18 protein-coding genes are annotated in these 22,831 nt (G+C 73.3%); 12 read left to right on the top strand and 6 right to left on the bottom strand.

Annotated features, from left to right (window positions below):
* Positions 1-86: 86 nt before the first annotated feature.
* Both OP86_RS28610 and OP86_RS28605 read right to left on the bottom strand, forming a co-directional pair.
* On the bottom strand, positions 87-938 hold the full coding sequence (locus OP86_RS28610; RefSeq protein WP_063832478.1) for an MHYT domain-containing protein: 852 nt from the start codon (positions 936-938) through the stop codon (positions 87-89).
* 293 nt (positions 939-1,231) lie between these two features.
* On the bottom strand, positions 1,232-1,681 hold the full coding sequence (locus OP86_RS28605) for a VOC family protein (protein ID WP_157849864.1): 450 nt from the start codon (positions 1,679-1,681) through the stop codon (positions 1,232-1,234).
* A 124-nt stretch (positions 1,682-1,805) separates the two neighbouring features.
* Here OP86_RS28605 and OP86_RS28600 point away from each other — a divergent pair, with 124 nt between their 5' ends.
* Positions 1,806-2,240: a MarR family winged helix-turn-helix transcriptional regulator gene (locus OP86_RS28600; RefSeq protein WP_030057117.1), complete on the top strand. Its 435-nt coding sequence runs from the start codon at positions 1,806-1,808 to the stop codon at positions 2,238-2,240.
* 43 nt (positions 2,241-2,283) lie between these two features.
* Complete coding sequence (locus OP86_RS28595; RefSeq protein ID WP_418952633.1) at positions 2,284-3,936, top strand: MFS transporter; 1,653 nt, start codon at positions 2,284-2,286, stop codon at positions 3,934-3,936.
* Between the two features lie 78 nt (positions 3,937-4,014).
* Here the strand turns inward: OP86_RS28595 and OP86_RS28590 are convergent, their stop codons facing one another.
* Complete coding sequence (locus tag OP86_RS28590) at positions 4,015-4,533, bottom strand: GNAT family N-acetyltransferase (protein ID WP_030057119.1); 519 nt, start codon at positions 4,531-4,533, stop codon at positions 4,015-4,017.
* A 46-nt stretch (positions 4,534-4,579) separates the two neighbouring features.
* Here OP86_RS28590 and thpR point away from each other — a divergent pair, with 46 nt between their 5' ends.
* A complete protein-coding gene (thpR, locus tag OP86_RS28585) occupies positions 4,580-5,170 on the top strand; it encodes an RNA 2',3'-cyclic phosphodiesterase (protein WP_030259026.1) in 591 nt (196 codons plus the stop codon).
* A 76-nt stretch (positions 5,171-5,246) separates the two neighbouring features.
* Here the strand turns inward: thpR and OP86_RS28580 are convergent, their stop codons facing one another.
* The 3 genes from OP86_RS28580 to OP86_RS28570 all read right to left on the bottom strand — a co-directional run bounded on the left by OP86_RS28580 (position 5,247) and on the right by OP86_RS28570 (position 9,258).
* The gene (locus OP86_RS28580; RefSeq protein ID WP_157849863.1) at positions 5,247-6,506 is read right to left on the bottom strand and encodes a hypothetical protein; all 1,260 of its coding nucleotides are present in this window, start codon (positions 6,504-6,506) and stop codon (positions 5,247-5,249) included.
* A 382-nt stretch (positions 6,507-6,888) separates the two neighbouring features.
* Entirely contained in the window at positions 6,889-8,007 is a 1,119-nt protein-coding gene (gene serC, locus OP86_RS28575; RefSeq protein WP_030057122.1) for a phosphoserine transaminase, read from the bottom strand.
* A 150-nt stretch (positions 8,008-8,157) separates the two neighbouring features.
* On the bottom strand, positions 8,158-9,258 hold the full coding sequence (locus tag OP86_RS28570) for a citrate synthase 2 (protein ID WP_030057123.1): 1,101 nt from the start codon (positions 9,256-9,258) through the stop codon (positions 8,158-8,160).
* A 418-nt stretch (positions 9,259-9,676) separates the two neighbouring features.
* Here OP86_RS28570 and pdxH point away from each other — a divergent pair, with 418 nt between their 5' ends.
* The 9 genes from pdxH (at position 9,677) to OP86_RS28525 (ending at position 22,770) form a co-directional block, all read left to right on the top strand.
* Positions 9,677-10,309, top strand: coding sequence for a pyridoxamine 5'-phosphate oxidase (gene pdxH / locus OP86_RS28565; protein ID WP_030057124.1), 633 nt, complete (start codon positions 9,677-9,679; stop codon positions 10,307-10,309).
* A gap of 186 nt (positions 10,310-10,495) precedes the next feature.
* Positions 10,496-10,687 carry an FxSxx-COOH cyclophane-containing RiPP peptide gene (gene fxsA, locus OP86_RS28560; protein ID WP_030057125.1) on the top strand — a complete coding sequence of 64 codons (192 nt, stop codon included), beginning with the start codon at positions 10,496-10,498 and terminating at the stop codon, positions 10,685-10,687.
* A gap of 231 nt (positions 10,688-10,918) precedes the next feature.
* Positions 10,919-12,313, top strand: coding sequence for a TIR-like protein FxsC (locus OP86_RS28555; RefSeq protein WP_051830860.1), 1,395 nt, complete (start codon positions 10,919-10,921; stop codon positions 12,311-12,313).
* Positions 12,303-16,316 carry an FxSxx-COOH system tetratricopeptide repeat protein gene (gene fxsT, locus OP86_RS28550; protein WP_030057127.1) on the top strand — a complete coding sequence of 1,338 codons (4,014 nt, stop codon included), beginning with the start codon at positions 12,303-12,305 and terminating at the stop codon, positions 16,314-16,316. Before OP86_RS28555 ends, fxsT begins: the two co-directional genes overlap by 11 nt.
* A gap of 110 nt (positions 16,317-16,426) precedes the next feature.
* Positions 16,427-17,668 carry an FxsB family cyclophane-forming radical SAM/SPASM peptide maturase gene (locus OP86_RS34065; protein ID WP_051830858.1) on the top strand — a complete coding sequence of 414 codons (1,242 nt, stop codon included), beginning with the start codon at positions 16,427-16,429 and terminating at the stop codon, positions 17,666-17,668.
* 70 nt (positions 17,669-17,738) lie between these two features.
* On the top strand, positions 17,739-18,863 hold the full coding sequence (locus tag OP86_RS34060) for an aKG-HExxH-type peptide beta-hydroxylase (protein WP_051830856.1): 1,125 nt from the start codon (positions 17,739-17,741) through the stop codon (positions 18,861-18,863).
* 337 nt (positions 18,864-19,200) lie between these two features.
* Positions 19,201-19,386 carry a hypothetical protein gene (locus tag OP86_RS28540; protein WP_030057131.1) on the top strand — a complete coding sequence of 62 codons (186 nt, stop codon included), beginning with the start codon at positions 19,201-19,203 and terminating at the stop codon, positions 19,384-19,386.
* 65 nt (positions 19,387-19,451) lie between these two features.
* The gene (locus OP86_RS28535) at positions 19,452-21,854 is read left to right on the top strand and encodes an FxsB family cyclophane-forming radical SAM/SPASM peptide maturase (RefSeq protein WP_030261141.1); all 2,403 of its coding nucleotides are present in this window, start codon (positions 19,452-19,454) and stop codon (positions 21,852-21,854) included.
* Positions 21,855-22,053: 199 nt separating this feature from the next.
* Positions 22,054-22,770, top strand: a complete 717-nt coding sequence (locus OP86_RS28525) for an AAC(3) family N-acetyltransferase (protein ID WP_033333806.1) — start codon at positions 22,054-22,056, stop codon at positions 22,768-22,770.
* Positions 22,771-22,831 lie beyond the last annotated feature (61 nt).

The raw sequence follows: 22,831 nt of genomic DNA, 5'->3' as shown, positions 1-22,831 counted from the left end.
CCGAGATCTACACTAGATCGCTCGTCGGCAGCGTCAGATGTGTATAAGAGACAGCCCCCGCCCCGTCCGCCCCCGTCCGTGCGTGCTCAGCGCCGGGCGCCGGCTTCGTCCAGCCGCGGCCGTGACCGCTGCCGTTGCTGCTGCCGCTGCTCCGGGACGCGGGGTGCCCGCGGGGGCAGCGGGGCGGCCGGACCGGCCAGCAGGGGCTGTGCGTCGGGGCGGCTCGGGGAGACGGCGAAGGCCAGCGAGCCGAAGAAGACGTAGCAGCCGAGCCCGACCCCGAGCGGGAAGATGAACTGCAGCGCCATCACACCGTCCTGGGTGGAGCGCGAGGGGTCGAGCCGGACCGACAGCGCCGCCATGCCCGTGTAGTGCATCGCGCAGACCGCCACGCCCATCACCGGCGCCGCCGCCAGTACGGCGAGCGTGCCGCGGATGTTCAGCGCGGCCCAGAGCGCGGCCGTCGCCGCGACCACGGCGATGACGAGCGAGAGGACCACCGTGAAGCGGTCGTAGCCGAGTCGGCCGGGCAGGACCATGGCGGCCATGCCCAGGTAGTGCATCGCGGCGACCCCGAGACCGGTGGTCAGCCCGCCGACCAGCAGCGACAGGACGGGCCGCCGGCGCCAGTACCCGACGGTGAAGAGCCCGACGCCGACCACGGCGACGGCGACCAGCAGGCTGAGCACGGTCAGCCCGGGTTGGTAGCTGATCTCGACGCCGGTCACCGAGAAGCCGAGCATCGCGATGAAGTGCATGGACCAGATCCCGGCGCCGAGCGAGGTCGACGCGAAGAGCAGCCAGACGGCCCGGGTGCGGCCCTTCGAGATGAGCGCCCAGCGGGCGCTGCGCAGGGCGACGAAGGAGCCGAGGCAGGCGACGAAGTACGAGACCGCCGGTGTCACCCAGCCGTGGTCGGCATGGTGGATCGCACCCAATGGAACTCCCTGGACGGGGGATTGAGGGCGCCAAGGCTGCGGCGGACGCGGCCGGCCGAAAGGCGGCCGGGGCGGGCGTGCGGCAAAGGGCACGGAAGGGGGACGGGGTCCGCCGAGGGGAGCCTGGCGTGCGGTGCCCCTGACAAGGGGGGAGAGTAGCCACTGTCCGGCATTCGCACAATGTTCGTGTTTTTCGTGAACTCCCAGGTCAGGATGGACCTTTACCGGGCCTGCATGATCTTGGCACCAATCCCTGACACCGCCTGCGCATGCTCCCCCGGTCCCTTTGTGTCTTACTCCAAGGGAGCTAGCCCGAACGGGTGGCCGGCCGGGTCGATCAGCACCCTGAGCGTGCGGCCGTGCTGGTAGGCGGGCTCCGTCGCGCCGAGCGCGAGGGCCTTCGCGGTGGACTCCTCCAGGTCGTCCACGTAGAAGTCGAGGTGGAAGTGCTTGCTGCCGTCCGGCTGCGTCCACGGCTCCGGCCGGTACCCGATCACCCGCCCGAAGCCCAGCGGGCTGCCGCCCTCCGGGTTGTCGAGGATCGCGAAGTTCTCGTCCACGTGCCGGCTCTCCCAGCCCAGCAGCTCGCCGTAGAACGCGGCCAGCGCGACCGGGTCGGCGCAGTCGATGGTGACCATGGCGAGCCGGGCGAAGCCGGTGTCGCCCTGTGCGTCCCGGCCGGCCGATGCGGACGGCGTGGCCTGCGAGGACGTCGCGGACTGCGCGGAGACGAGGTCGGACATGGCTGGTCGGCCCTTCTGGGAGTCGAGACCTGAGGCCCATGACCAATATGTCACCGGGCCGATGCTCCGGCGCGGCGGCGGGATCCCATTTTCCTTAGCGAGAGTAATGACGTAGGCTAAAGAGATGCCCGAGATGTCCGAGCAGGACCTCGCAGCCGTCAATCAGCTGCGGTCGTCCACAATGCGCCTCTCCCGACGACTCAAACACCAGCGGGTGGAAGAGTCGCTGAGTCCCACCGAGATGGGAGTGCTGGGCACCCTCGCCCGGTGCGGGAAGGCGACGCCGGGTGAGCTCGCCCGGAAGGAGCACGTGCAGCCGCCTTCGATGACCAGGATCGTCGCGATGCTGGAGGAGAAGGGGCTGGTGCGGCGCGAGCCGCACCCCGAGGACCGCCGTCAGGTGGTCGTCAGCAGCACCGAGCAGGCCGAGACGATCCTCGCGGAGAGTCGTCGACGCCGGAACGTCTGGCTCGCCGAGCTCGCCCAGGGGCTCGACGAGGAGGAGTGGGCCGTCCTCCGGGAGGCCGCGCCCGTGCTCTACAAGCTCGCACACCTCTAGGCACACCGAACCCGGCCGGCCGCCGGGAGAAGAAGGAGCCCGCATCACCGCAGGACCGACCACTGACACCAGGAGCGCGACGGCCACCGCCATGGCCGTCGCGCCGCGAGGGGAGACCACCGTGACACCGCCGGCCGCAGCCAGCGCCGCCGCCATCCGTACCGACGACCCGACCACCGACCCCGCCGCGGCGAACACCGCGGCCGCCGACGCCCAGGCATCCGCCCCCACGGGGCTGCCCGGCAGTGGCGACGACGACCCCGACGAACGCACCGCGGCGGACGACCCCGCCGCTCCCGGCCGAACCCACTCGGCCCACCCGTCGCCCGCCACCACCCTTCCAGCGACGAGCTCCGCTCGACCCCTCTCATCTCCCACAGGCGCCCGCTTCACGAGGCCCGGGGGGATGTTTTCCTCCCTGCGCGTTCGCAACTACCGCTACTACTTCGCCGGCCAGGTGGTGTCCAACACCGGCACCTGGATGCAGCGGATCGCCCAGGACTGGCTGGTGCTGAGCCTCACCGGCAGCCCGCTCGCGGTGGGCATCACCACCGCCATGCAGTTCCTGCCGATGCTGCTGCTCGGCCTCTTCGGCGGCGTGCTCGCCGACCGGATGCCCAAGCGCCGGCTGCTGATCTACACCCAGGGTGCGATGGGCCTGCTCGCCGCTGGCCTTGCCGTGCTGACCGTCGGCGGCGTGGTGACGCCGTACTACGTGTACGCCTTCGCGCTGCTGCTCGGCCTGGTCACCGTGGTCGACAACCCGACCCGGCAGGCCTTCGTCTCCGAGATGGTCGGCCCCAAGGACCTGGCCAACGCGGTCAGCCTGAACGCCGCCAACTTCCAGACCGCCCGGCTGATCGGCCCCGCCGTCGCGGGCCTGCTGATCGCCGCGGTCGGCAGCGGCTGGGCCTTCGCCGTCAACGCGCTGTCCTTCGCCGCCGTGATCGGCGGGCTGCTGGCGATGCGGGAGAGCGAACTGCGCCCGACCGAGCCGATCGCCCGCGAGAAGGGCCAGCTGCGGGAGGGCCTGCGCTACGTCAAGGAGCGGCCCGAGCTGCTCTGGCCGATGGTGCTGGCCGGGTTCATCGGGACCTTCGGGTTCAACTTCCCGACGCTGCTCTCCGGTTTCGCGTACGACACCTTCAAGGTGGGCGCCGGCCAGTACGGCCTGCTGAACACCGCGATGGCGATCGGCTCGCTGGCCGGCGCGCTGCTCGCCGCCCGCCGGGGCGCGCCGAGGCTGCGCCGGCTGGTCGGTGCGGCGCTGGCCTTCGGCGCGCTGGAGGTGGTCGCGGCGTTCGCGCCCGACTACTGGACCTTCGCGCTGCTGCTGATGCTGATCGGGGTGTTCGGGCTGAGCTTCAACACCTCGGTCAACTCCATGCTGCAGCTGGCCACCGACCCCGAGATGCGCGGCCGGGTGATGGGCCTGCTGGTGCTGGTCTTCACCGGCGGCACGCCGATCGGCGCCCCGATCGTCGGCTGGGTGACCGCCTCGTACGGGCCCCGGCTCGGCCTGCTGGCCTGCGGACTGGTGTCCGCGCTGGCGGCCGGAACGGTCGGCCTGGTGCTGGCCCGCAGCGCGGACCTGCGGGTGCGCTTCGACCTGCACCCGGGCCGCGGCGGCCGGGTGGTGGCCGTCGTGCCGCGGACCCGTGTGGCCAGCAAGTCGGAGCTGGCTCCGGCCTGCTGACGGTTCGTCAGGCCCCCCGAGGATGCCTCGGGGGGCCTGTGACGTCAGTGCCGGACGGCCGTCAGAGCCGGACAGCCGTCAGAGCCGGATGGCGAGGACCTGGCCGGGCCAGATGCCGTTCGGCTGCTCGACCTCGAAGCTCTCGGTCTCGGTGAAGCCCAGCGCCCGGTACTGCGCGACCAGCTTGCGGTCGGCGCCGCCGTAGCAGTCCACCCGCAGCAGGCCGATGCCGCGCCGGCGGGCCTCGTCGACGGCGTCGGCGATCAGTGCGGCGCCGATGCCCGAGCCCTTGCGGGTGCGGTCGGTGACCAGGTTGCGGACGTAGAGCTCGCGCTCGTCCACGGCGGGGATCCACCGGCCGCGGTCCTCGGAGACCACGCAGCAGCCGACCGTACGGCCGTCGTCGTCCACGGCGAGGCGGATCAGGAAGGGCTCGGCGGCGTACGAGGAGACCTGGTCGACCCGGGCCTGGTTGGTGCTGAAGGGCTGGTCGCCCCACTGGCCGGTGCGGTCCTGGGCGGTCAGCCAGGAGACGGCGCCGTCGAGCAGGGACAGGATGTCGGGGACGTCCGCGGGCCCCCCGTTGCGGATCTTCATGGATACACGTTCTACCTCAAAGGGCCGGGCGCGGGAAGATTGGCCCATGAGGCTCTTCGTGGCGGTGCTCCCGCCGGTCGTGGCGTTGCAGGGGCTCTCGGACGCGGTCACGCCGGTGCGCGGGCTGCCCGGGGCGGACCGGCTGCGCTGGACCACCGTGGAGGGCTGGCACCTGACCCTGGCCTTCCTCGGCGAGGTGCCCGCCGAGCGGCTGCCGGAACTGGAGGCGGGCCTGGCCGACGTCGCCGAGGTCCACCCGGTGCACCGGCTGCGGATCGCGGGTGCGGGGCGGTTCGGCGACCGGGTGCTCTGGGCGGGGGTCGAGGGCCAGACCTGGGCGCTGCGCCGACTGGCCGAGGCCGTCGCCGAGGCCACCGCCGAGGTGACCGCGGAGACCACGGACGCCTTCGCCTTCCACCCGCACCTCACCCTGGCCCGGGCCGGCTCCGCGCGCGGCCACCGGCGGGCCGTCCAGCGGGTCGCCGCGGCCGAGCTGGAGGGCCTGGCGGCGGCGCTGGCGGACTACCGGGGGCCGGAGTGGGAGGCGGCCGAGCTGCACCTGATGAGGAGCGAGCTGGACGGCGGCCGCACGCACTACGAGTCGCTGCGCTCCTGGGCGTTGGCGGACTGGAGCTGAGGCCCGGCGCCGGGGGAGCGGAGCCCTCGTGGCGAGGCCCGGGGAGCGGGGTCTGCCGCTCCCCGGGCGGGGCGGGTCAGCCCGTGTAGTAGCCCTGGACGTCGGCGACGAGGTCCACGTTGCCGTGCGGGTTGTACAGGTCGATGTAGCCGTCGGCGCTGACCGGGACGATGGTCATGGCGGCGGTGTCCTGTCGGGCCGCGTAGTTCAGGTTGGACGTCCCGGGGACGGGGTCGCCGGCCTTGAGGGCGGTGATGTGGCCGTCCTGGTCGGCGTTGGTGCCGGTCAGGTTGATCACCACGGCGGCGATGCCCTCGGGCACGCCGTTGAGGCCGGTCACCTTCACGCGGGTGGTGGAGCCGGGGCCGGGCTTGGCCTTCGGGGCGCCGAGGCCGGTGCGGGTGTCGAGCACCCGGGTGGGGTTGGCCGGGACGAACAGGCCGTGGTTCCCGGCGTCGCCGCTGAGGCCGTGGCCCTGGAACTGGCCGACGTAGTCGATCACCACGTGCGTCGCACCGGAGTTGGTGTAGAGCGCGAGGCCGTTCGGCCCGGCGAAGACGTAGGAGAGGTTGGTGACCGTCTGGCCGGCGTCGAAGTTGACGTCGGAGGTCTTCCACGGGTCCTGGAGCGCCGGGTACATGGTGAGGTGGGCGGGCTCGGTCGGCTCGGTGACGGTGGCCTGGACGACGAGGTCGCCGCCGCCGGGTGCGACGGAGGACACGTCCATGGCGAACACGCCGTTCTCGCCGCCGGTCAGCTTGCCCGGGTGGCCGCCGATCTCGGTGCGGGTGTCCAGCAGGCGGGTGGGGGTGCCCAGGGTGAAGGTGGAGCCCGGGTAGCCGTTGGCGCCCTTGGGGGTGTAGAAGCCCTGGAGGTCGACGACCAGGTGCACGGTGCCGACGTGGTTGTAGAGGTCGACGAAGCCGTCGGCGCCGACCTGGACGGTCACGCGGTTGGTGGTGACCTTGTGCTTCGGGGAGACGTTGAGGTTGGACACCGTCGGGAGGGCGCCACCGTCGGGGTAGGCGGTGACGAAGCTCTCGTCGGTCGCGTCGACGGCGGTCACGTTCATGACCACGGCGGTGGGCGTGGCACCGCTGGTCAGCCCGAGGATCTTCCGGATGTCGAGCTTGACGACGCCGTCGGGGCCGATCTTCCCGGTGGGGGCGCCGTTGCCGACGCGGGTGTCCAGGATGCGGTAGTTCGACACCGCGAAGTAGGTGCTGCTGACGCCGACCTGGGGGCCGTCCGCGGCGGAGGCGGTGGCGGCCGAGGGCAGGACGGTGCCGGCGGCGAGGACGAGGGCGGCCAGGGCCGCCACACGGGATGCACGCATGAGAGAGGTTCCCCCTGATTTTGTGAAGATCACATGATCGTGATGGGGGTCATGGTAGCGGGGCCCTCGGAATGCTGGTCAACGGGATAACTGCCTTGTCGCCGTTGCTGGTTCGGGTGCGGACGAAGCGCTCGACGCCGTCCCCGCCCGCCGGTGCGGGGCGCCCTCGCCGACCGGCCGGGAGTGAGCCGCGGGTACGCTCGTTGACTGTGGATCCCAAGACTCGAATGCGCATCGTCTCCGGCACCCTGGTGCTGCTGCTGGTCGTCGTGCTGATCAGCTCACTGGCCGGCAGGTAGCCCCTGCCGACAGGTAGCCCCTGAACGGCGAGAGGGCCACCGCCCGGATGGGTGGTGGCCCTCACGCATGCCTCGCAGAGTGCTCAGAGCTGCTCGACCACGTAGTCGATGCAGTGGGTGAGCGCCTCGACGTCCGCCGGGTCGATCGCCGGGAACATCGCGATGCGCAGCTGGTTGCGGCCCAGCTTGCGGTACGGCTCGGTGTCCACGATGCCGTTGGCACGCAGTGCCTTGGCGACCGCGGCGGCGTCCACCGACTCGTCGAAGTCGATGGTGCCGACCACCTGGGAGCGCTCGGCCGGGTTCGCCACGAAGGGGGTGGCGAAGGGGGACTTCTCGGCCCAGGAGTACAGCCGGGACGAGGAGTCGGCGGTCCGGGCGACGGCCCAGTCCAGCCCGCCGTTGCCGTTCAGCCACTCCAGCTGGTCGGCCAGCAGGAAGAGGGTGGCGATCGACGGGGTGTTGTACGTCTGGTCCTTCGACGAGTTGTCGATGGCCGTCGGCAGCGAGAAGAACGGCGGGATGTAGCGGCCGGAGCCGGCGATCTCGGCGGCGCGCTCCAGGGCGGCCGGGGAGAAGGTGGCCAGCCAGAGGCCGCCCTCGGAGGCGAAGGACTTCTGCGGGGCGAAGTAGTAGACGTCCGTCTCGGTGATGTCCACCGGCAGGCCGCCGGCGCCCGAGGTGGCGTCCACCAGGACCAGCGAGCCCTCGTCCGCGCCGGCCGGGCGCGCGATCGGCATCGCGACGCCGGTCGAGGTCTCGTTGTGGGTGAGCCCGTAGACGTCCACACCGGCCTCGGCGACCGGCAGCGGGTGGGTGCCCGGGGCGGTCTTGATCACGCTCGGCTCGGCGAGCCACGGGGCGGCCTTGACCGAGGAGGCGAACTTCGAGGAGAACTCGCCGAAGTCCAGGTGCTGGGACTTCTCCCGCACCAGACCGAAGGCGGCGATGTCCCAGAAGGCGGTGGAGCCGCCGTTGCCCAGGACGACCTGGTAGCCGTCGGGGAGCGAGAAGAGGCTGCTCACGCCCTCGCGCACGCGCTTGACCACGTTCTTGACGGGGGCCTGGCGGTGCGAGGTGCCGAGCAGGGAGGTCTGGGTGGCGGCGAGGGCACTCAGGGCCTCGGGGCGCACCTTGGACGGTCCGCAGCCGAAACGGCCGTCTGCGGGCTTGATGTCAGCGGGGATCTGGATCTGAGCCACCCGCGCAGCCTACCGGCGCAGGGCTCCGCCGGGGTACGGTCGTCCGCCCGCTGAGACTGTGATCTTCATTGCCCGGAACGCCGACAGCGGGCCCGGATCGGAGCCGGACCCGCTGGTCAGAGGCGGTGTGCGGACGTTCGCCCGGTGTGCTCAGCGGGCGATGGCGTCCCAGCCCTCGACATCCTCGGGGCGGCGCGGGCCGGGGCCGGTGTAGCGCGCGGAGGGGCGCACGAGCCGGCCCGTGCGCTTCTGCTCCAGGATGTGCGCCGACCAGCCGGCGGTGCGGGCGCAGGTGAACATCGAGGTGAACATGTGCGCCGGGACCTCGGCGAAGTCCAGCATGATGGCGGCCCAGAACTCGACGTTGGTGGCCAGCACGCGGTCGGGGCGGCGGTTGTGCAGCTCCTCCAGCGCGGCCTTCTCCAGCGCCTCGGCGACCTCGAAGCGCGGCGCGCCGAGCTCCTTGGCGGTGCGGCGCAGCACGCGGGCGCGCGGGTCCTCGGCGCGGTACACGCGGTGGCCGAAGCCCATCAGGCGCTCGCCCTTGTCCAGGGCGTTCTTGACCCACGCGGTCGCGTCGCCGGTGCGCTCGATCTCCTCGATCATGCCGAGCACCCGGGACGGGGCGCCGCCGTGCAGCGGGCCGGACATCGCGCCGACCGCGCCGGACAGCGCGGCCGCGACGTCGGCGCCGGTGGAGGCGATGACCCGGGCGGTGAAGGTCGAGGCGTTCATGCCGTGCTCGGCGGCCGAGGTCCAGTAGGCGTCGACGGCCTTGACGTGCTTCGGGTCCGGCTCGCCCCGCCAGCGGATCATGAACCGCTCGACGACCGTCTCGGCCTTGTCGATCTCGCTCTGCGGGACCATCGGCAGGCCCTGGCCGCGGGCGGACTGGGCGACGTAGGACAGCGCCATCACGGCGGCGCGCGCGAGGTCGTCGCGGGCCTGCTCGGCGGAGATGTCCAGCAGCGGCTTGAGGCCCCAGACCGGGGCGAGCATGGCGAGCGCGGACTGGACGTCGACGCGGATGTCGCCCGAGTGCACCGGGATCGGGAACGGCTCGGCGGCCGGCAGGCCCGGGTTGAACTTGCCGTCCACCAGCAGGCCCCAGACGTGGCCGAAGGAGACGTTGCCGACCAGGTCGTCGATGTCGACACCGCGGTACCGCAGGGCGCCGCCTTCACGGTCGGGCTCGGCGATCTCGCTCTCGAACGCGACGACTCCCTCAAGCCCGGGTACGAAATCGGACATGCGACGGCTCCTTCAGTTCTTTGATCGGCGCTTCGCCGTGGTGGGGCGACACGCCAGTGACCGAATCGTGGTTGGCACTCGGTGCCAGACTGCCAGGCACGGGGTGCATTGCGCCATACACCACCGTGGTGATGTTTGCCGTTGGCCCGCTTGACTTCTTCGTCGAGGGTCGGTCGTGCCCGGGAGAATCCACGGAACCGAACACCCGGTTCCGGACAATTCCCCGCACGACGGACGGCCAAGCGGTGGCGAGCCACCATATCTCCCACCGGGGTTTGTCCGGAGGTAGCGGTGCCGGTTGCTTGTCGTACGGGATGATGTTGGCGTGCAGACCCCGGAACGCGCCCAGTCGACACCCCCGAGCCCCGCCACCCGGACCCTGGCCGACGAGGCCCGCCCCGGCCCGGACCTCACCGTGATGCGCAAGCACTACAGCCACGAGGGCCTGGTCGAGGAGCAGCTCGCGCCAGAGCCCGTCGGCCAGTTCACCCGCTGGTTCCACGAGGCGGACGACGCCGGGGTGGTGGAACCCAACGCGATGGTGCTCTCCACCGCCGACGCCGAAGGACGGCCCAGCTCGCGCACCGTCCTGCTCAAGGGCTACGACGCGCGCGGCTTTGTGTTCTTCACCAACTACGGCTCCCGCAAGGGCTCCGAGATCGCCGCCAACCCGCACGCCGCACTGCTGTTCCCGTGGATCGCGCTGGCCCGCCAGGTGATCGTCCAGGGCCGGGTGGAGAAGGTCGGCCGGGACGAGACCGCCGCCTACTTCCGCACCCGCCCGCACGGCTCCCAGCTCGGCGCCTGGGCCAGCGAGCAGTCCAGCCCGGTCGACGGGCGCGAGGTCCTCGAACAGCGCTACGCCGAACTGGAACGCCGCTACCCGGAGGGCGAGGGCGTGCCCGTCCCGCCGTTCTGGGGCGGGTACCGGGTGATCCCGGAGAGCGTCGAGTTCTGGCAGGGCCGCGAGAACCGGCTCCACGACCGGCTGCGCTACCTCGCCGACCCGGCGAACCCGACGGGGTGGCGGGTGGAGCGGCTCTGCCCGTGAGGCGGTGAGGCCGGTGGGGCTGGAGGGGGCGGTGAGGCCGATGGGCCGACCGGGTCGGCCCGGGCGCGGCGCCCACGTCGAACTGATGGTCCGTCATGCCCCGGGTGTAGGATGCCCGTCGCGGACCTGGGTCGATGCACATCCGGCCAGCAACGCGCTGTGCCGGCACGATCGAGTGAGGGACTGATGGGCGTCACCGGTGCGGAAACCGCCACTGGACTCGGCTCTGACCTGGTCGACGTCGCCGCCCTGCCGCTCGACGAACTCGACGCCCTGCCCGACACCGTCCTCGGCGACCTGCTGCGCCGGGTGGTCGCGGACGCCCTGACCCCCGGCGCGGAGCCGCTCGCCGCCTTCCAGTCCTCGCTCGACCGGTAGCGCCCCCGCGCTCCTTCGGCGCCCCCCGGCCCCGTCGGTGCGCCCGCGCCCCCGCCGGTGCGCTCCCGGGCGCCGGAGCGCCCCCGGTCGCGGGCGTGCGCCTGACCACCGGCTAAACCCACCGAGGCGGCAGAATCCTCCAACTCGCCAGTGCCACCGGTGGAGTTCACGACATGCCGGGGTATGAAACCATCGCCGTCGCGGTACCGTCGGGCACGGGGGGAACAGGTGATGGATCAGGACCACCAACGGCCGTACTTCTTCTTCAGCTACGCGCGTCGTGACTACGAGGCCGAGGACGCCTTCGTCAACCAGTTCTTCAACGACCTGCGGGACGAACTCGGCCGGCTCGTCGGGACGGGCGTGTGCGCCGAGGACCTCGCCTACCGCGACACCGAGCAGCTGCGGCTCGGCGACGACTGGGCCGAGAAGCTGGCGGCGATGCTGGCCCGCAGCCGGACGATGGTCGCGCTCTACTCCCCCGCCTACTTCGCCAGCCTGTACTGCGGCAAGGAGTGGACCGCCTTCCGCGGCCGGGTCCGGCGCCACCACGAGGACACCGGGGAGCTCATCTCCGCGCTGATCCCGGTGCTCTGGGAGCCCGTCGTGCCCGCCGAACTGGCCGACGAGGTCACCAAGATCCAGTGGGCCCAGCCGGACATGGGCGAGGCCTACGCCCGGCACGGCCTGCGCGCCCTGCTGCGCACCGCGCAGAGCGAGGCGTACGAACAGGTCGTCCGGGTGGTCGCCGAGCGGGTCCGGGACGCGGCCGCGCGGCGGCTCGGTGAGCTGCCCGAGTTCGACCTCGGCGCGGTGCGCGGCTACTTCCCGCCCCCGGCGGCCCCGGAGGCCGTCTCCGCGCCCGGGATGGTCCGGCTGTTCATCGCCGCCGGGCGCGCCTCGGAGGCAGCCACCGAGGACGGCTCGTGCACCGGAGGCTGGTACGGCGCCAAGCCCTGGCACTGGGCGCCCTACCACCCGCCCACCCAGCCGTCGCTGGCGGTGCGCGCCCAGCAGGTGATCACCGCCGCCGGGCACACCACCACGCTGGAGGAGGTCGACGCCGGCCTCGGCGGCAAACTCGACCAGGCCCGCGAGGACAGCCAGGTCAGCGTGCTGCTGGTGGACCCGTGGGTGGCCGGCGCCGAGCGCTACCGCGCCGCGCTGCGCGAGTACGACGACCAGAACCACCCGGTCACCGGCGTGATGGTGCCCACCGGCAGCGCCGACCCGGTCGAAGGACCGGGGCGCGACGCGCTGTGGGCCGGCGTGCGCGACGTGTTCCGGCGAAACTGGCTGCGCCGGAGCGACATGGAGCACTTGTTCCGGGTCAAAGTGAGCCGGGAGAGCTTCGACAACGAACTCACCATCATGGTGACGGTCGCTCAGAACAAGCTCATGGACGACAACCTGGATTGGGGGGACGATGGCGGCGACGCCTTCGGATTCGGCCCCGGCGGAGTCCCGGCCATGCCCGGGCTGTCCATCCCGGCCGGACCGTCGGGGCCCCGCCAGGGCCCGCCCGTGCGCCTCGATCCGGGCCCGGGCCGCACGAACCTCCCGCACCAGAGTCGTGGCAAGGACAACGCTGTCCCGCTGAGGGGAGACACGGACGATGACCACTGAACCCGGCCCGGAGCCGGAGCGCGGCGGACCGGGATCGGTCGTCACGTTCTACTCCTTCAAGGGCGGCACCGGCCGGACCATGGCCCTCGCCAACGTCGGCTGGATCCTCGCCAGCCGGGGCCTGCGCGTCCTGGTCGTCGACTGGGACCTCGAAGCCCCGGGCCTGCACCGCTACTACCACCCGCTCCTGGTCGACCCCGAACTCCACTCCACCGACGGCCTGATCGACCTGCTGCGCTCCTACGTCAAGCAGGCGCTGCCCTCCGCCGCCGGGCCGGTCGGCCTCTCCCCGGCGGCCTGGCTGGACGAACCCGGGCGCCTCGACGGCTACGTCTGCGGCCTCGCCCTCGACCTGCCGCCCGGCGGCCGGCTCGACTTCCTGCCCGCCGGCCGCCAGAACGCCGCCTACGCCGCCGCCGTCACCAGCTTCAACTGGCGCAGCTTCTACCACGGGCGGGACATCCGCGGCGGCGAGTTCCTGCGCGAGCTGCGCGAACGCTGGGCCCGCGGGTACGACTACGTGCTCATCGACAGCCGTACCGGTGTCAGCGACACCTCGGGCATCTGCACCGTCCTGATGCCCGACGCCGTCGTCGACTGCTTCACCTTCAGCGCCCAGAACATCCGCGGCGGCGTCGACGCCGCCCGCGCGATCGCCGAGGCCGAGGAGCGGGCGATCCGCGTCCTGCCGGTGCCGATGCGGGTCGAGGACGCCGAGCAGGAACGCCTGGAAGCCGGCCGGGACTACGCCCGCGAGGCCTTCGCCCCGTACCTCGGCCGCTGGCTGGCCGGCGACCGCAGGGCCGGCTACTGGGCCGACGTCGAGGTGCCGTACAAGCCGTTCTACGCCTACGAGGAGGTGCCGGCCACCGTCGCCGACCGGCCGCAGGAGGCCCGCAGCCTGCTCAACGCCTTCGAACGGCTCGCCGGGTGGATCACCGACGGCAGGGTCCGCACGCTGCGCCCGCTCACCGCCGAGACCCGCCGCCGGCTCTACGGCGCCTACCTGCGCTCGGCCCGCGCGGTGCCGCGCCAGGTGTTCGTCAGCTATGCGCCGGAGGACCGGATGTGGGCCGAGTGGGCCGCCGGGACGCTCACCCGCTTCGGCTACCAGACCTCCCTGCACAACGCCGCCGAGCCGTACACCGGCCCCCGGCCGGCCGAGGTCGCCGGGCCGCTCGAAGGCCAGGGCCGCCTGCTCGCGCTGCTCTCGCCCGAGTACACCGCACTGCCCCGCGCCGCCGAGGTCTGGCAGCTCCTCCAGGGGCGCGAACTCACCTCCGGATCACCGGCGCTGGTCGCCCTGCGGCTCCAGGACTCGGACGAGCCGGTGCCCCGGCCGTTCGCCGGACAGGCCGCCCCCGACCTGGTCCGCTCCTCCGCGGCCGGCGCCGAGTCCCAGCTCTACGGCGAACTCGGCCCGCCGCCCGGCAGCACCCGCCAACTCGACAACGACAGCGGGGAGTTCGTCGCCCCCGCCCGCTTCCCCGGGACCGCCCCGCAGGTCCAGGAGGCGCCCTCGCGCAACGCCGCCTTCATCGGCCGCGGCAAGCTGCTCGAACTGCTCCGCAACCGCTTCACCGGCGGCCCCGCCGCCGTGCTCAGCCAGGTGCTCTACGGCTTCGGCGGCGCCGGCAAGTCCCAGATCGCCGCCGAGTACGCGCACCGCTTCAAGGCCGCGTACGACGTGGTCTGGTGGGTGCCCGCCGAGGAGCCCGCCAACATCCCGCAGAAGCTCGCCGAACTCGCCCCCCGGCTCGGCGTGCCCACCAGCGACGACGTCGCGCACACCGCCGCCGCCGTGCTCGACGCGCTGCGCCGCGGCCAGCCGTACCGCCGCTGGCTGCTCGTCTTCGACAACGCCGGCACCCCCGAGGAACTCGCCCCCTGGCAGCCGGCCGGCTCCTCCGGCGGGCACGTGCTGATCACCTCGCGCAACCAGGGCTGGGCCCGGCACGCCGGCCTGGTGGAGGTCGACGTCTTCCTCCGGGAGGAGAGCATCCGGCTGCTGCGCCGCTTCAACAGCGGCCTCTCCCCGGAGGACGCCGAACAGGTCGCGCACCGCCTCGGCGACCTGCCGCTCGCCGTCGGCCAGGCCGCCGTCTGGCTCCAGGAGACGTCGATGCCGATCGCGACCTACCTCGAACTGCTCGACGAAGAGCTCACCGAGATGCTGGAACGCACCCGGCTGCGCACCGCCGACTACCCGCACTCGGCCGCCGCGACCTGGCGCATCTCGGTCGAGGAGCTGCGCCGGATGAACGCCCCGGCCGCGCAGATCCTGGAGATCTGCGCCTTCTTCGGCCCCGACGCCATCCCGATGCGGCTGCTCTACAGCCGCGCCGTCACCCGAGCGCTGCGGCTGCCCCCGCGCGCTCCCCGCGACAAGCTCGCGATCGGCGAATTCCTGCGCGCCATCAACCGGTTCGGGCTCGCCCGCACCGACCAGGGCAGCGAGACCATCACCGTGCACCGGCTGGTCCAGGCCGTGCTCCGGGACCAGGTCGAGGAGGAGCGGCGGGCCGAACTGCGCGGCGTCGTCCACGCCGCACTCGCCACCGCCAACCCCGGCGACCCGGACGTGCCCGCCAACTGGGCCGAGTACGCCGAACTCCTGCCCCACCTCTGGCCGTCCGGTGCCGTCGACAGCGCCGACGAGGACGTCCGGCAGTGGATCATCGACTCGGTGCGCTACCAGTGGAAGCGCAGCCTGCACGAATCCGGCCGGGAACTGGCCGAGCGGACCCTGGAGCACTGGCGCCAGGACGGCTACGGCGGGCCCGGCTTCGACGTGGACGACGACGCCCAGACGCTCATGCTGCGCACCCAGCTGAGCAACATCCGCCGCTCCCAGGGCGCCCTCCAGGAGGCGTACGAGATGGACCGGGACATCCTGGAGCGCTTCACCGCGACCCTGGGCCCGGAGCACTCGCACACCCTCGCCGTCGCCAACAGCCTCGGCGCCGACCTGCGCTTCCTCGGCCGCTACGACGAGGCCCGGGCGCTCGACCGCCGCACCCTGGACGCCGCCCGGCGCACCCTCGGCCCGGACCACCCGCGCACCCTGATGATCACCAACAACCTGGCCGTCTCCGACTACCTGGCCGGCGACCGCCGGGCCGCCCTGGAGCGCCACCGCAGCAACTACCTCCAGCAGCGCGACGCACTCGGCGCGCACAGCCTGTACGCGCTGTCCTCCGCCTCCAACTACGCCCGCGACCTGCGCGAGACCGGGCGGCTGCGGGAGGCGCTGGACCTGCTGGAGGAGACCGTCCGGATCTACCAGCAGACCATCGGAGACAGCCACACCGACACCCTGCGCGCCCGCAAGAACCTCGCCGTGGCGCTGCGTCGGGCCGGCCGCTACCACGAGGCCCTGGAGATCGACGAGGACATCTACCAGCGCTACCTGGACATCAACGGCCCCGAACACCCCGACACCCTGGCCGCGGCCACCAACCTGGCCAGCGACCTCAGCGCCCTGGGCGACACCGGCCGGGCGATCCCGCTGGCCGAACGGGCCTTGGCGAGGTACCGGGACTACCTGGGCGAGAACCACCCGGTGACGCTCGCCGGCGCCAACAACCTGTCGGTCTACCTGCGGCTGGCGGGGCGCACCACGGAGGCGCTGGAGCTGTCCGGGCGCACACTGGCACAGTTCCGGACCGTCCTCGGCGCCCACCACCTCTACATCCCGATCGCCATGATGAACCACGCGAACGACCTGGCGCTGTCCGGGCAGACGCAGGCCGCGCTCGACCTGGAACAGGAGGCCGCGCCGCTGATGACCGAGACCCTCGGCCCGGACCACTACGACTCCATCGGCATAAACTCCAACCTCTCGCTGTCGCTGGCCACCGCCGGACAGGCCGAACGGGCCGCCGAGCTGCGGGCGGACTGCATCCGGCGGGCGCGGGTCACCCTGGGAGACGAACACCCGACGACGGTGGCCGTGCGGGCGGGGACGCGGCTGGACTCGGACGTGGAGCCGCCGCACGTGTGACGGCGGGTGACGGTCGCCCAGGACGCCGCCCGGCCCGGGTCGGTGGTGCGTCGCGGCGGGGGTGCGTCGGGTCGGCGGTGTGTCGGGTCGGCGGTGCTAGGTTCGGCCGTATGGTGCCGTTCCGGCAGTTCCTGCTGAAGATCCACAGTCGGTGCAACCTGGCCTGCGACTACTGCTACATGTACGAGGGCGCGGACCAGAGTTGGCGCGGGCGGCCGCGGCGGATGGAGCTCGCGGTCGTCCGGCGCACCGCCCGGCGGATCGCCGAGCACGCCGCGGAGCACGGGCTGGACGAGGTGTCGGTGGTGCTGCACGGCGGTGAGCCGCTGCTCGTCGGGGCGGCGCATCTGGAGGCGCTGCTCGGCGAGTTGAGCGGGGTGTCGGAGGCCGGCGGGCCGCGGGTGCGGTTCGGCCTGCAGACCAACGGGCTGCGGCTGCTGGACGAACCGGCGCTGCTCGACGTGCTGCACCGGTACCGGGTCGCGGTCGGGGTGTCGCTGGACGGCACCCGGGCCGACCACGACCGGCACCGCCGGCTGCCCTCCGGCGCGGGCAGCTGGGCGCGGACCGCCGAGGCGGTGCGGCTGCTCGGCTCGGACCGGCACCGGGAGCTGTTCGCCGGCCTGCTGTGCGTCGTCGACCTCGCGGCCGACCCGGTGGACACCTACGAGGCGCTGCTGGAGTTCGCGCCGCCCCGGATCGACCTGCTGCTGCCGCACGCCACCTGGCAGGCCCAGCCGGCGGGCGTCCGGCGGGAGCTCCCGGGGGGCCCGCCGTCCGGCTCCGGCTCCGGGTCCGGCTCCGATGGCGGGCCCGTGCCGTACGGGGAGTGGCTGATCGCCGCCTTCGACCGTTGGTACGACGCGCCGCGGCGGGAGACCGGGGTGCGGCTGTTCGAGGAGCTGGCCGTGCTGCTGCTCGGCGGCCGGGCGGCCAGCGAGGCGGTGGGGCTGGCGCCGGTCGACCTGGTGGTGGTCGAGGCGGACGGCACCATCGAGCAGGCGGACAGCCTCAAGGTGGCGTACGACGGCGCGCCCGGGACGGGCCTGGACGTGTGGCGGCACGGCTTCGCGGCCGCGGCCGCCCACCCGGCCTTCCGGGCCCGCCAGCGCGGCCTCGCCGGGCTGGGGCCGGTCTGCGCCGCCTGCCCGCTGGCCCGGGTCTGCGGCGGCGGCCTCTACGCGCACCGGTGGGCGGGGGACGGTTTCGGGTACCCGTCCGTGTACTGCGCGGACCTGGACCGGCTGATCCGGCACATCGCGGAGCGGCTGCGCGCTGGGGTGGCCGGGCTGGCGGGGACCGCGGGGACCGCAGGGGTGGCCGGGTTGGTCGGGGCCGGGCGCGCGGGGTGACGGGCGAACGCGGCGAACGTGACGGGGCCGGCGGGTGTGGCCGGCCGGCCGTACGGCAGGAGGAGGAGCGGTGGCGGGTACGGGCGAGGCGGTGGCGGCCGGGGCGGTGGCGGCCGGGGTGCCGGGGGCGCACGGGGCGGACGGGCTGCCCCGGCACGGCGTGGACCGGGCGATGTTCCGGGCGATCGCGGCTGCGCGCGGCGGGCCGGAGGCCGTGCGGCTGCTGCGCGCAGGGCAGTTGAGCAAGCGCGCGCTCCTGCTGCTCGCGTTGCGCCGGGCGGCGCCGGCGCACGCGGGCTACCGCGAGGCGTACGCGCGGGTGCGGGCGCTGCAGCGGGAGGACCGGGCGCGGTGGGAAGAGGTGCTGCTGCGGCCGGAGTTGGACGCCTGGGCGGCGGACTGTCTGCGCGGCATCACGGCCGGTGAGGACGTTCCGCTGGACGGGCTGGGCGAGTTCATCCCGGCAGGGGCCGGCCGGGCGCTGGTGCTGGAGTGCGACGGGCTGCGCTGGACGCCGTCGATCGACCACGCCGGGCCGCGCCGGGTGGACTACGGCCGCCCCCTGGCCGGGCCGCTGGCCGAGGCCGAACTCGCGCTCTGGGAGCAGCGGTTGGCCGAGGCCTGGCGGATCATGGTGCGCCGTCACCGCCGGCACGCGGAGGCGGTCGCGGCCTGCGTCGCCACGATCGTCCCGCTGCACCCCGCCCCCGGTGGGGAGGCGGTCAGTGCCGCCGCCCGGCGGGCCTACGGTGCGGTGGCGGCCTCGCTGCCGGCCGATCCGGTGCTGCTGGCGCTGGCGCTGGTCCACGAGTTCCTGCACGTCCAACTCGGCGCCCTGCTGGACCTGGTGCCGTTGCACCGCCCCAACGGGCCGGCTGTCTACCACGCTCCCTGGCGGCCCGATCCGCGCCCGGCCGGGGCGCTGTTGCAGGGGGCGTACGCGCACCTGGGCGTCGCGGACTTCTGGTGCGCGGAGGTGGCCGCCGGTGCTGGTGAACCGGCGCACGAGGGTGGGCTGGCGCTCGCGGCTGAACCGCCCCGCGCGGAAGGGGAGTTCGTGCGTTGGCGAGCGCACACCCTGGAGGCCGGCCGTACCTTGCTGGACTGTGGTGAACTGACGCCGCACGGGCTGGAGTTCACGGCGGAGCTGGTGCGCGCCGTCCGTGACCTGCGGGTACCGGTCGGGCGCGCTTGAACGGCCGGCCGGGGCCCGGACGCCCGCCCGGACCGCCCGGGGGCGCCGTCGCGCTCCGGCGCGTCCGTGGACGACGGGAATCAACCGGCGGATTCGTGCGCTTACCCAGGTGTCAATCCTGGCAACGCGCTTCGGGGCGCGCCAGGGCGAAGTGCGCGACCGCTGAACGGGTGAATTCCAGGGGTTCTGCGTGCCGTCGTACGACGTCGGCCGCATGGTGAGCTCAACGTGAGTCCGCAAGGTGCCGCGTGAAGTCGTCGCTGGCACTACGATCTGGTCTCAACCAGGTGGGCCTACCCATCCGCGGAAGGTCCTAACCGCGTCTAAGGACACGAATATGACACCGGTAACCAGCATCAGGCCTGCCGTCGAGCTCACTGACCCTCAGGAGACGCCGGAACGCCCGTCCCTCGCCGACCTCGCCGCCCTGGGTGCGGAGGAACTCGCCTCCCGACTCCAGCGCGCGCTCCCCGGCGCGGAATCCGGCCTCGTGCCGGTCGCGGCCTTCAATTCCTCGATCTGACCCGGCCCGGTAACGCCGAGCAGGACCCAGACCGAGCCGATCCGAACGGATCTCCGAACAGTTCCATGACGACATCGATTCCGGTGCCGTTGACGCAGTTCGTGGTCAAGATGCACAGCAGGTGCGACCTGGCCTGCGACCACTGCTACGTCTACGAGCACGCGGACAGCAGCTGGAGCTCCCGGCCGAAGGTGATCTCGGACGGGATCCTGGCCAAGGCCGCCGAACGCATCGGCGAGCACGCGGCCGCCCACCGGCTGCCCGCCGTCCGGGTCGTCCTGCACGGGGGAGAACCCCTGCTCGCCGGCCCGGACCGCTTGCGCCGCGCCGCCGAAGCGCTCCGGACGGCGCTCCCGCCCGGCTGTGCGCTCGACCTGCGCATCCACACCAACGGCGTGCTGCTCAGCCGTACCTTCTGCACGCTGTTCGCGGAGCTGGACGTCAAGGTCGGCATCTCGCTGGACGGCGACAAGGCCTCGAACGACCGTCACCGGCGCTACGCCGACGGACGCAGCAGCCACCCCCAGGTCCTGCGGGCGGTCGCACTGCTCGACCAGCCCGAGTACCGGCACCTCTTCGCCGGGCTGCTCTGCACGATGGACGTCGAGAACGACCCGGCGGCCGTGTACCGGGCACTGGCCGAACTCCGGCCCCCCGCCGTCGACTTCCTGCTCCCGCACGCCACCTGGGACGAGCCGCCCAAACGCCCCGCGGCCCTGGGCGCCACACCGTACGCCGAGTGGCTGCTGACCGTCCACCGGCTGTGGGAGGCGGACGGGCGCCCGTTCGCCGTACGGACCTTCGAATCCGTGCACCGGACCCTGCGCGGATTCTCCAGCCTCACCGAATCGCTCGGCCTGGAACCCTCGGACCTGGCGGTCCTGGAGACGGACGGCACCTTCGAGCAGGCCGACAGCCTGAAGACCGCCTACGACGGCGCTCCCGCCACCGGGATGAACGTTTTCGCGCACAGCCTCGACGACCTCGCCCGCCACCCCGGCATCGCCGCCCGCCAGTCCGGCCTGGCCGGGCTGGCCGAAGCCTGCCGAGCCTGCTCCGTGGTCCGCTCCTGCGGTGGCGGGCTGTACGCCCACCGCTATCGGAGCGACGATGGAGGAGGCAGCTTCGACCATCCCTCCGTCTACTGCGGTGATCTCATGACCTTCATCAAGGGTGTTGCGGGGATGGGGAGTTCCGGTACGGTTCCGGCCCCGGCGGCCCCGGCGGCCCTCTCCGCCGAGCCGCTGCTGCCCGGCGCGCTCACGTCGTCGCAACTCGACGAACTCGCCCGGGGATACGGGAGCGCCGACACCGTCGCAGCCCTCGGCCGCTCCCAACTCGCCCTCACCCGGGCGATGCTGGCCGCCGCCTGGGACGCCTCCGGACAGGGCCGGCCCGAGGCGTGGGCCCTGCTGTCGGCGCTCGACCTCGCCGCCCCCGCCGCCGTCGACACCGTCCTCGCCCACCCGTACGCCCGCGCCTGGGCGGCCCGGCGGCTCGCCGGCGACCTGTCCGTCGGGCTCGGCCCGCTGGCCGCGCTGGCCGCCGCCGCCGCGATCCGGGCCGGCCGGGGGGACGCGGTGGCCGTACCCGTACGGGGCGGCCGGCTGCACGTGCCGACACTCGGGAGCCTCGCCGTACCCGAGGGGGAAGCGGTGGTCACCGGCCGGGCGGACGGCTTCGAGGTGCGGGCCGCCGACGGCTCGGTCCTCACGGCGCTGGACGAGCCGCTGCGGCGGGCCCGCCTGGCCGGCGGATGGACGGTCACCCTGGAGGACGTCGACCCGCTGCGCGGCTGCCACGACCACCCGGTCGCGGACCGCCTCGGGGACGGCGAACTGCTCGACTGGACGGGCGCGTTGCGCGAAGCCTGGGAGCTGCTCGGGCGGGACCTACCCGGGTACGCGGAGGGCATCCGGGCCGGCCTCACGACGGTCACCCCGTTGCGGCCGGGCCCGGCGGGCCGCGACGTCAGCTCGGCGGCCCGACAGGCGTACGGCGCCGTCGGCATCGCCCGCCCCGCCACCGCGCCGACCCTCGCCCTGCTGCTCGCGCACGAGTTCCAGCACGTCAAACTCGGCGCCGTACTGGACCTGACGGACCTGTACGACCGCACCGACACCACCCTGTACTTCGCGCCCTGGCGGCCGGACCCCCGGCCGATCGAAGGGCTCCTCCAAGGCACGTACGCCCACCTGGCCGTCACCGAGTACTGGGGCACCCGCACCCTGGCGTACGACGGACTGCCGGGCGAAGCCGCCGACCGGACGCGCACACAGTTCGCACTCTGGCGGCGGTACACCGCCGAGGCCGTCGAACGGCTCGCCGAGTCCGGGGCCCTGACCGGGACCGGCCTGCGCTTCGCCGAGGGCATGCGGGCCACCGTGACACCCTGGCTCGCCCAACCGCTGCCCGCCGCCGCCGAACAGGCAGCCGACCGGGCACGGCTGGAACGGGCCAGGGCCTGACCCCCACTCACCCGCCCCGGGACCTCCCTCGCCCGGGGCCCTCAACCCCCGGGGAACCGTCATCCTCACCGAACCCCGCGCCGGCGTCGCCGTCGCAGAAGCCGTCAGCTCCCCCGTCCGCTCTCCCGCCCGCCCTTCCGTCCGTCCCCCCGTCCGTCCGCTTCGCCGCGAGTTCGCCGACCTCGGTGTCCGCCCGGGCATGCTGCTGCACGTCCAAGCGTCCCTGCACGCCCTCGGCCCGGTGCCGGGCGGGGCCGCCGGCGTGATCGACGCCCTGCTCGACACCCTCGGCCCCGACGGCACCCTGGTCGCCTACACGGCCACCCCCGAGAACTCCGCCACCTCGCGCATCCACCGATCCGCCACCGCCGGTCTCTCTCCGGCGGAAGTGGCCGACCACGAGGCCCGGATGCCCCCCTTCGACCCGGCCACCACCCCGGCGTCCCCCACCATGGGCGCCCTGTCGGAGGCCGTCCGCACGCACCCCGGCGCGCTCCGCAGCCGCCACCCGCAGACCTCCTGGGCGGCAGTGGGCCGACTCGCCCGCGAGATCACCCGGAGCCACCCCGACGAATGCCACCTGGGCGCCGACTCCCCCCTGGGCCGGCTCTACGACCTGGACGCCCGCGTCCTGATGATCGGCGTCCCGATGGACCGCTTCACCGCCTTCCACCTCGCCGACCTGCGGCAACCCGACGTGCAGCTGCGCGAATACCGCTGCGTGGGGGAGCACGGCTGGACGTCCTTCGAAGCGCCGGACCTGGACGACCTCCATTTCGGCCGCCTCGGCACCGAAGTCCTCCGCACCGCCCACGGCATCACCACCGGCCGCATCGGCGGCGCCGACTGCCGCCTCGTGCCGGTCCGGGAGGCGGTGGACCTGGCCGACCAGATCCTGCGGCGGCCCCGGACCTGACACCCGCGGTCACATCCGTAACCGAAGCTCTGATCCCGCCGTTTCCCCACCCCCCACCCCC

Source organism: Streptomyces novaecaesareae (assembly GCF_000716875.1).
GTDB lineage: Bacteria > Actinomycetota > Actinomycetes > Streptomycetales > Streptomycetaceae > Kitasatospora > Kitasatospora novaecaesareae.
This window is presented reverse-complemented; position numbering and strand designations above follow the sequence as displayed.

Bases quoted from the DNA above. Each gene is read 5' to 3' on its own strand.
- OP86_RS28605 (WP_157849864.1), bottom strand. From the start codon at position 1,681: ATGTCCGACCTCGTCTCCGCGCAGTCCGCGACGTCCTCGCAGGCCACG.
- OP86_RS28600 (WP_030057117.1), top strand. From the start codon at position 1,806: ATGCCCGAGATGTCCGAGCAGGACCTCGCAGCCGTCAATCAGCTGCGG.
- OP86_RS28590 (WP_030057119.1), bottom strand. From the start codon at position 4,533: ATGAAGATCCGCAACGGGGGGCCCGCGGACGTCCCCGACATCCTGTCC.
- thpR (WP_030259026.1), top strand. From the start codon at position 4,580: ATGAGGCTCTTCGTGGCGGTGCTCCCGCCGGTCGTGGCGTTGCAGGGG.
- OP86_RS28580 (WP_157849863.1), bottom strand. From the start codon at position 6,506: ATGCGTGCATCCCGTGTGGCGGCCCTGGCCGCCCTCGTCCTCGCCGCC.
- OP86_RS28570 (WP_030057123.1), bottom strand. From the start codon at position 9,258: ATGTCCGATTTCGTACCCGGGCTTGAGGGAGTCGTCGCGTTCGAGAGC.
- pdxH (WP_030057124.1), top strand. From the start codon at position 9,677: ATGCGCAAGCACTACAGCCACGAGGGCCTGGTCGAGGAGCAGCTCGCG.
- fxsA (WP_030057125.1), top strand. From the start codon at position 10,496: ATGGGCGTCACCGGTGCGGAAACCGCCACTGGACTCGGCTCTGACCTG.
- OP86_RS28555 (WP_051830860.1), top strand. From the start codon at position 10,919: ATGGATCAGGACCACCAACGGCCGTACTTCTTCTTCAGCTACGCGCGT.
- fxsT (WP_030057127.1), top strand. From the start codon at position 12,303: ATGACCACTGAACCCGGCCCGGAGCCGGAGCGCGGCGGACCGGGATCG.
- OP86_RS34065 (WP_051830858.1), top strand. From the start codon at position 16,427: ATGGTGCCGTTCCGGCAGTTCCTGCTGAAGATCCACAGTCGGTGCAAC.
- OP86_RS28540 (WP_030057131.1), top strand. From the start codon at position 19,201: ATGACACCGGTAACCAGCATCAGGCCTGCCGTCGAGCTCACTGACCCT.
- OP86_RS28535 (WP_030261141.1), top strand. From the start codon at position 19,452: ATGACGACATCGATTCCGGTGCCGTTGACGCAGTTCGTGGTCAAGATG.
- OP86_RS28525 (WP_033333806.1), top strand. From the start codon at position 22,054: ATGCTGCTGCACGTCCAAGCGTCCCTGCACGCCCTCGGCCCGGTGCCG.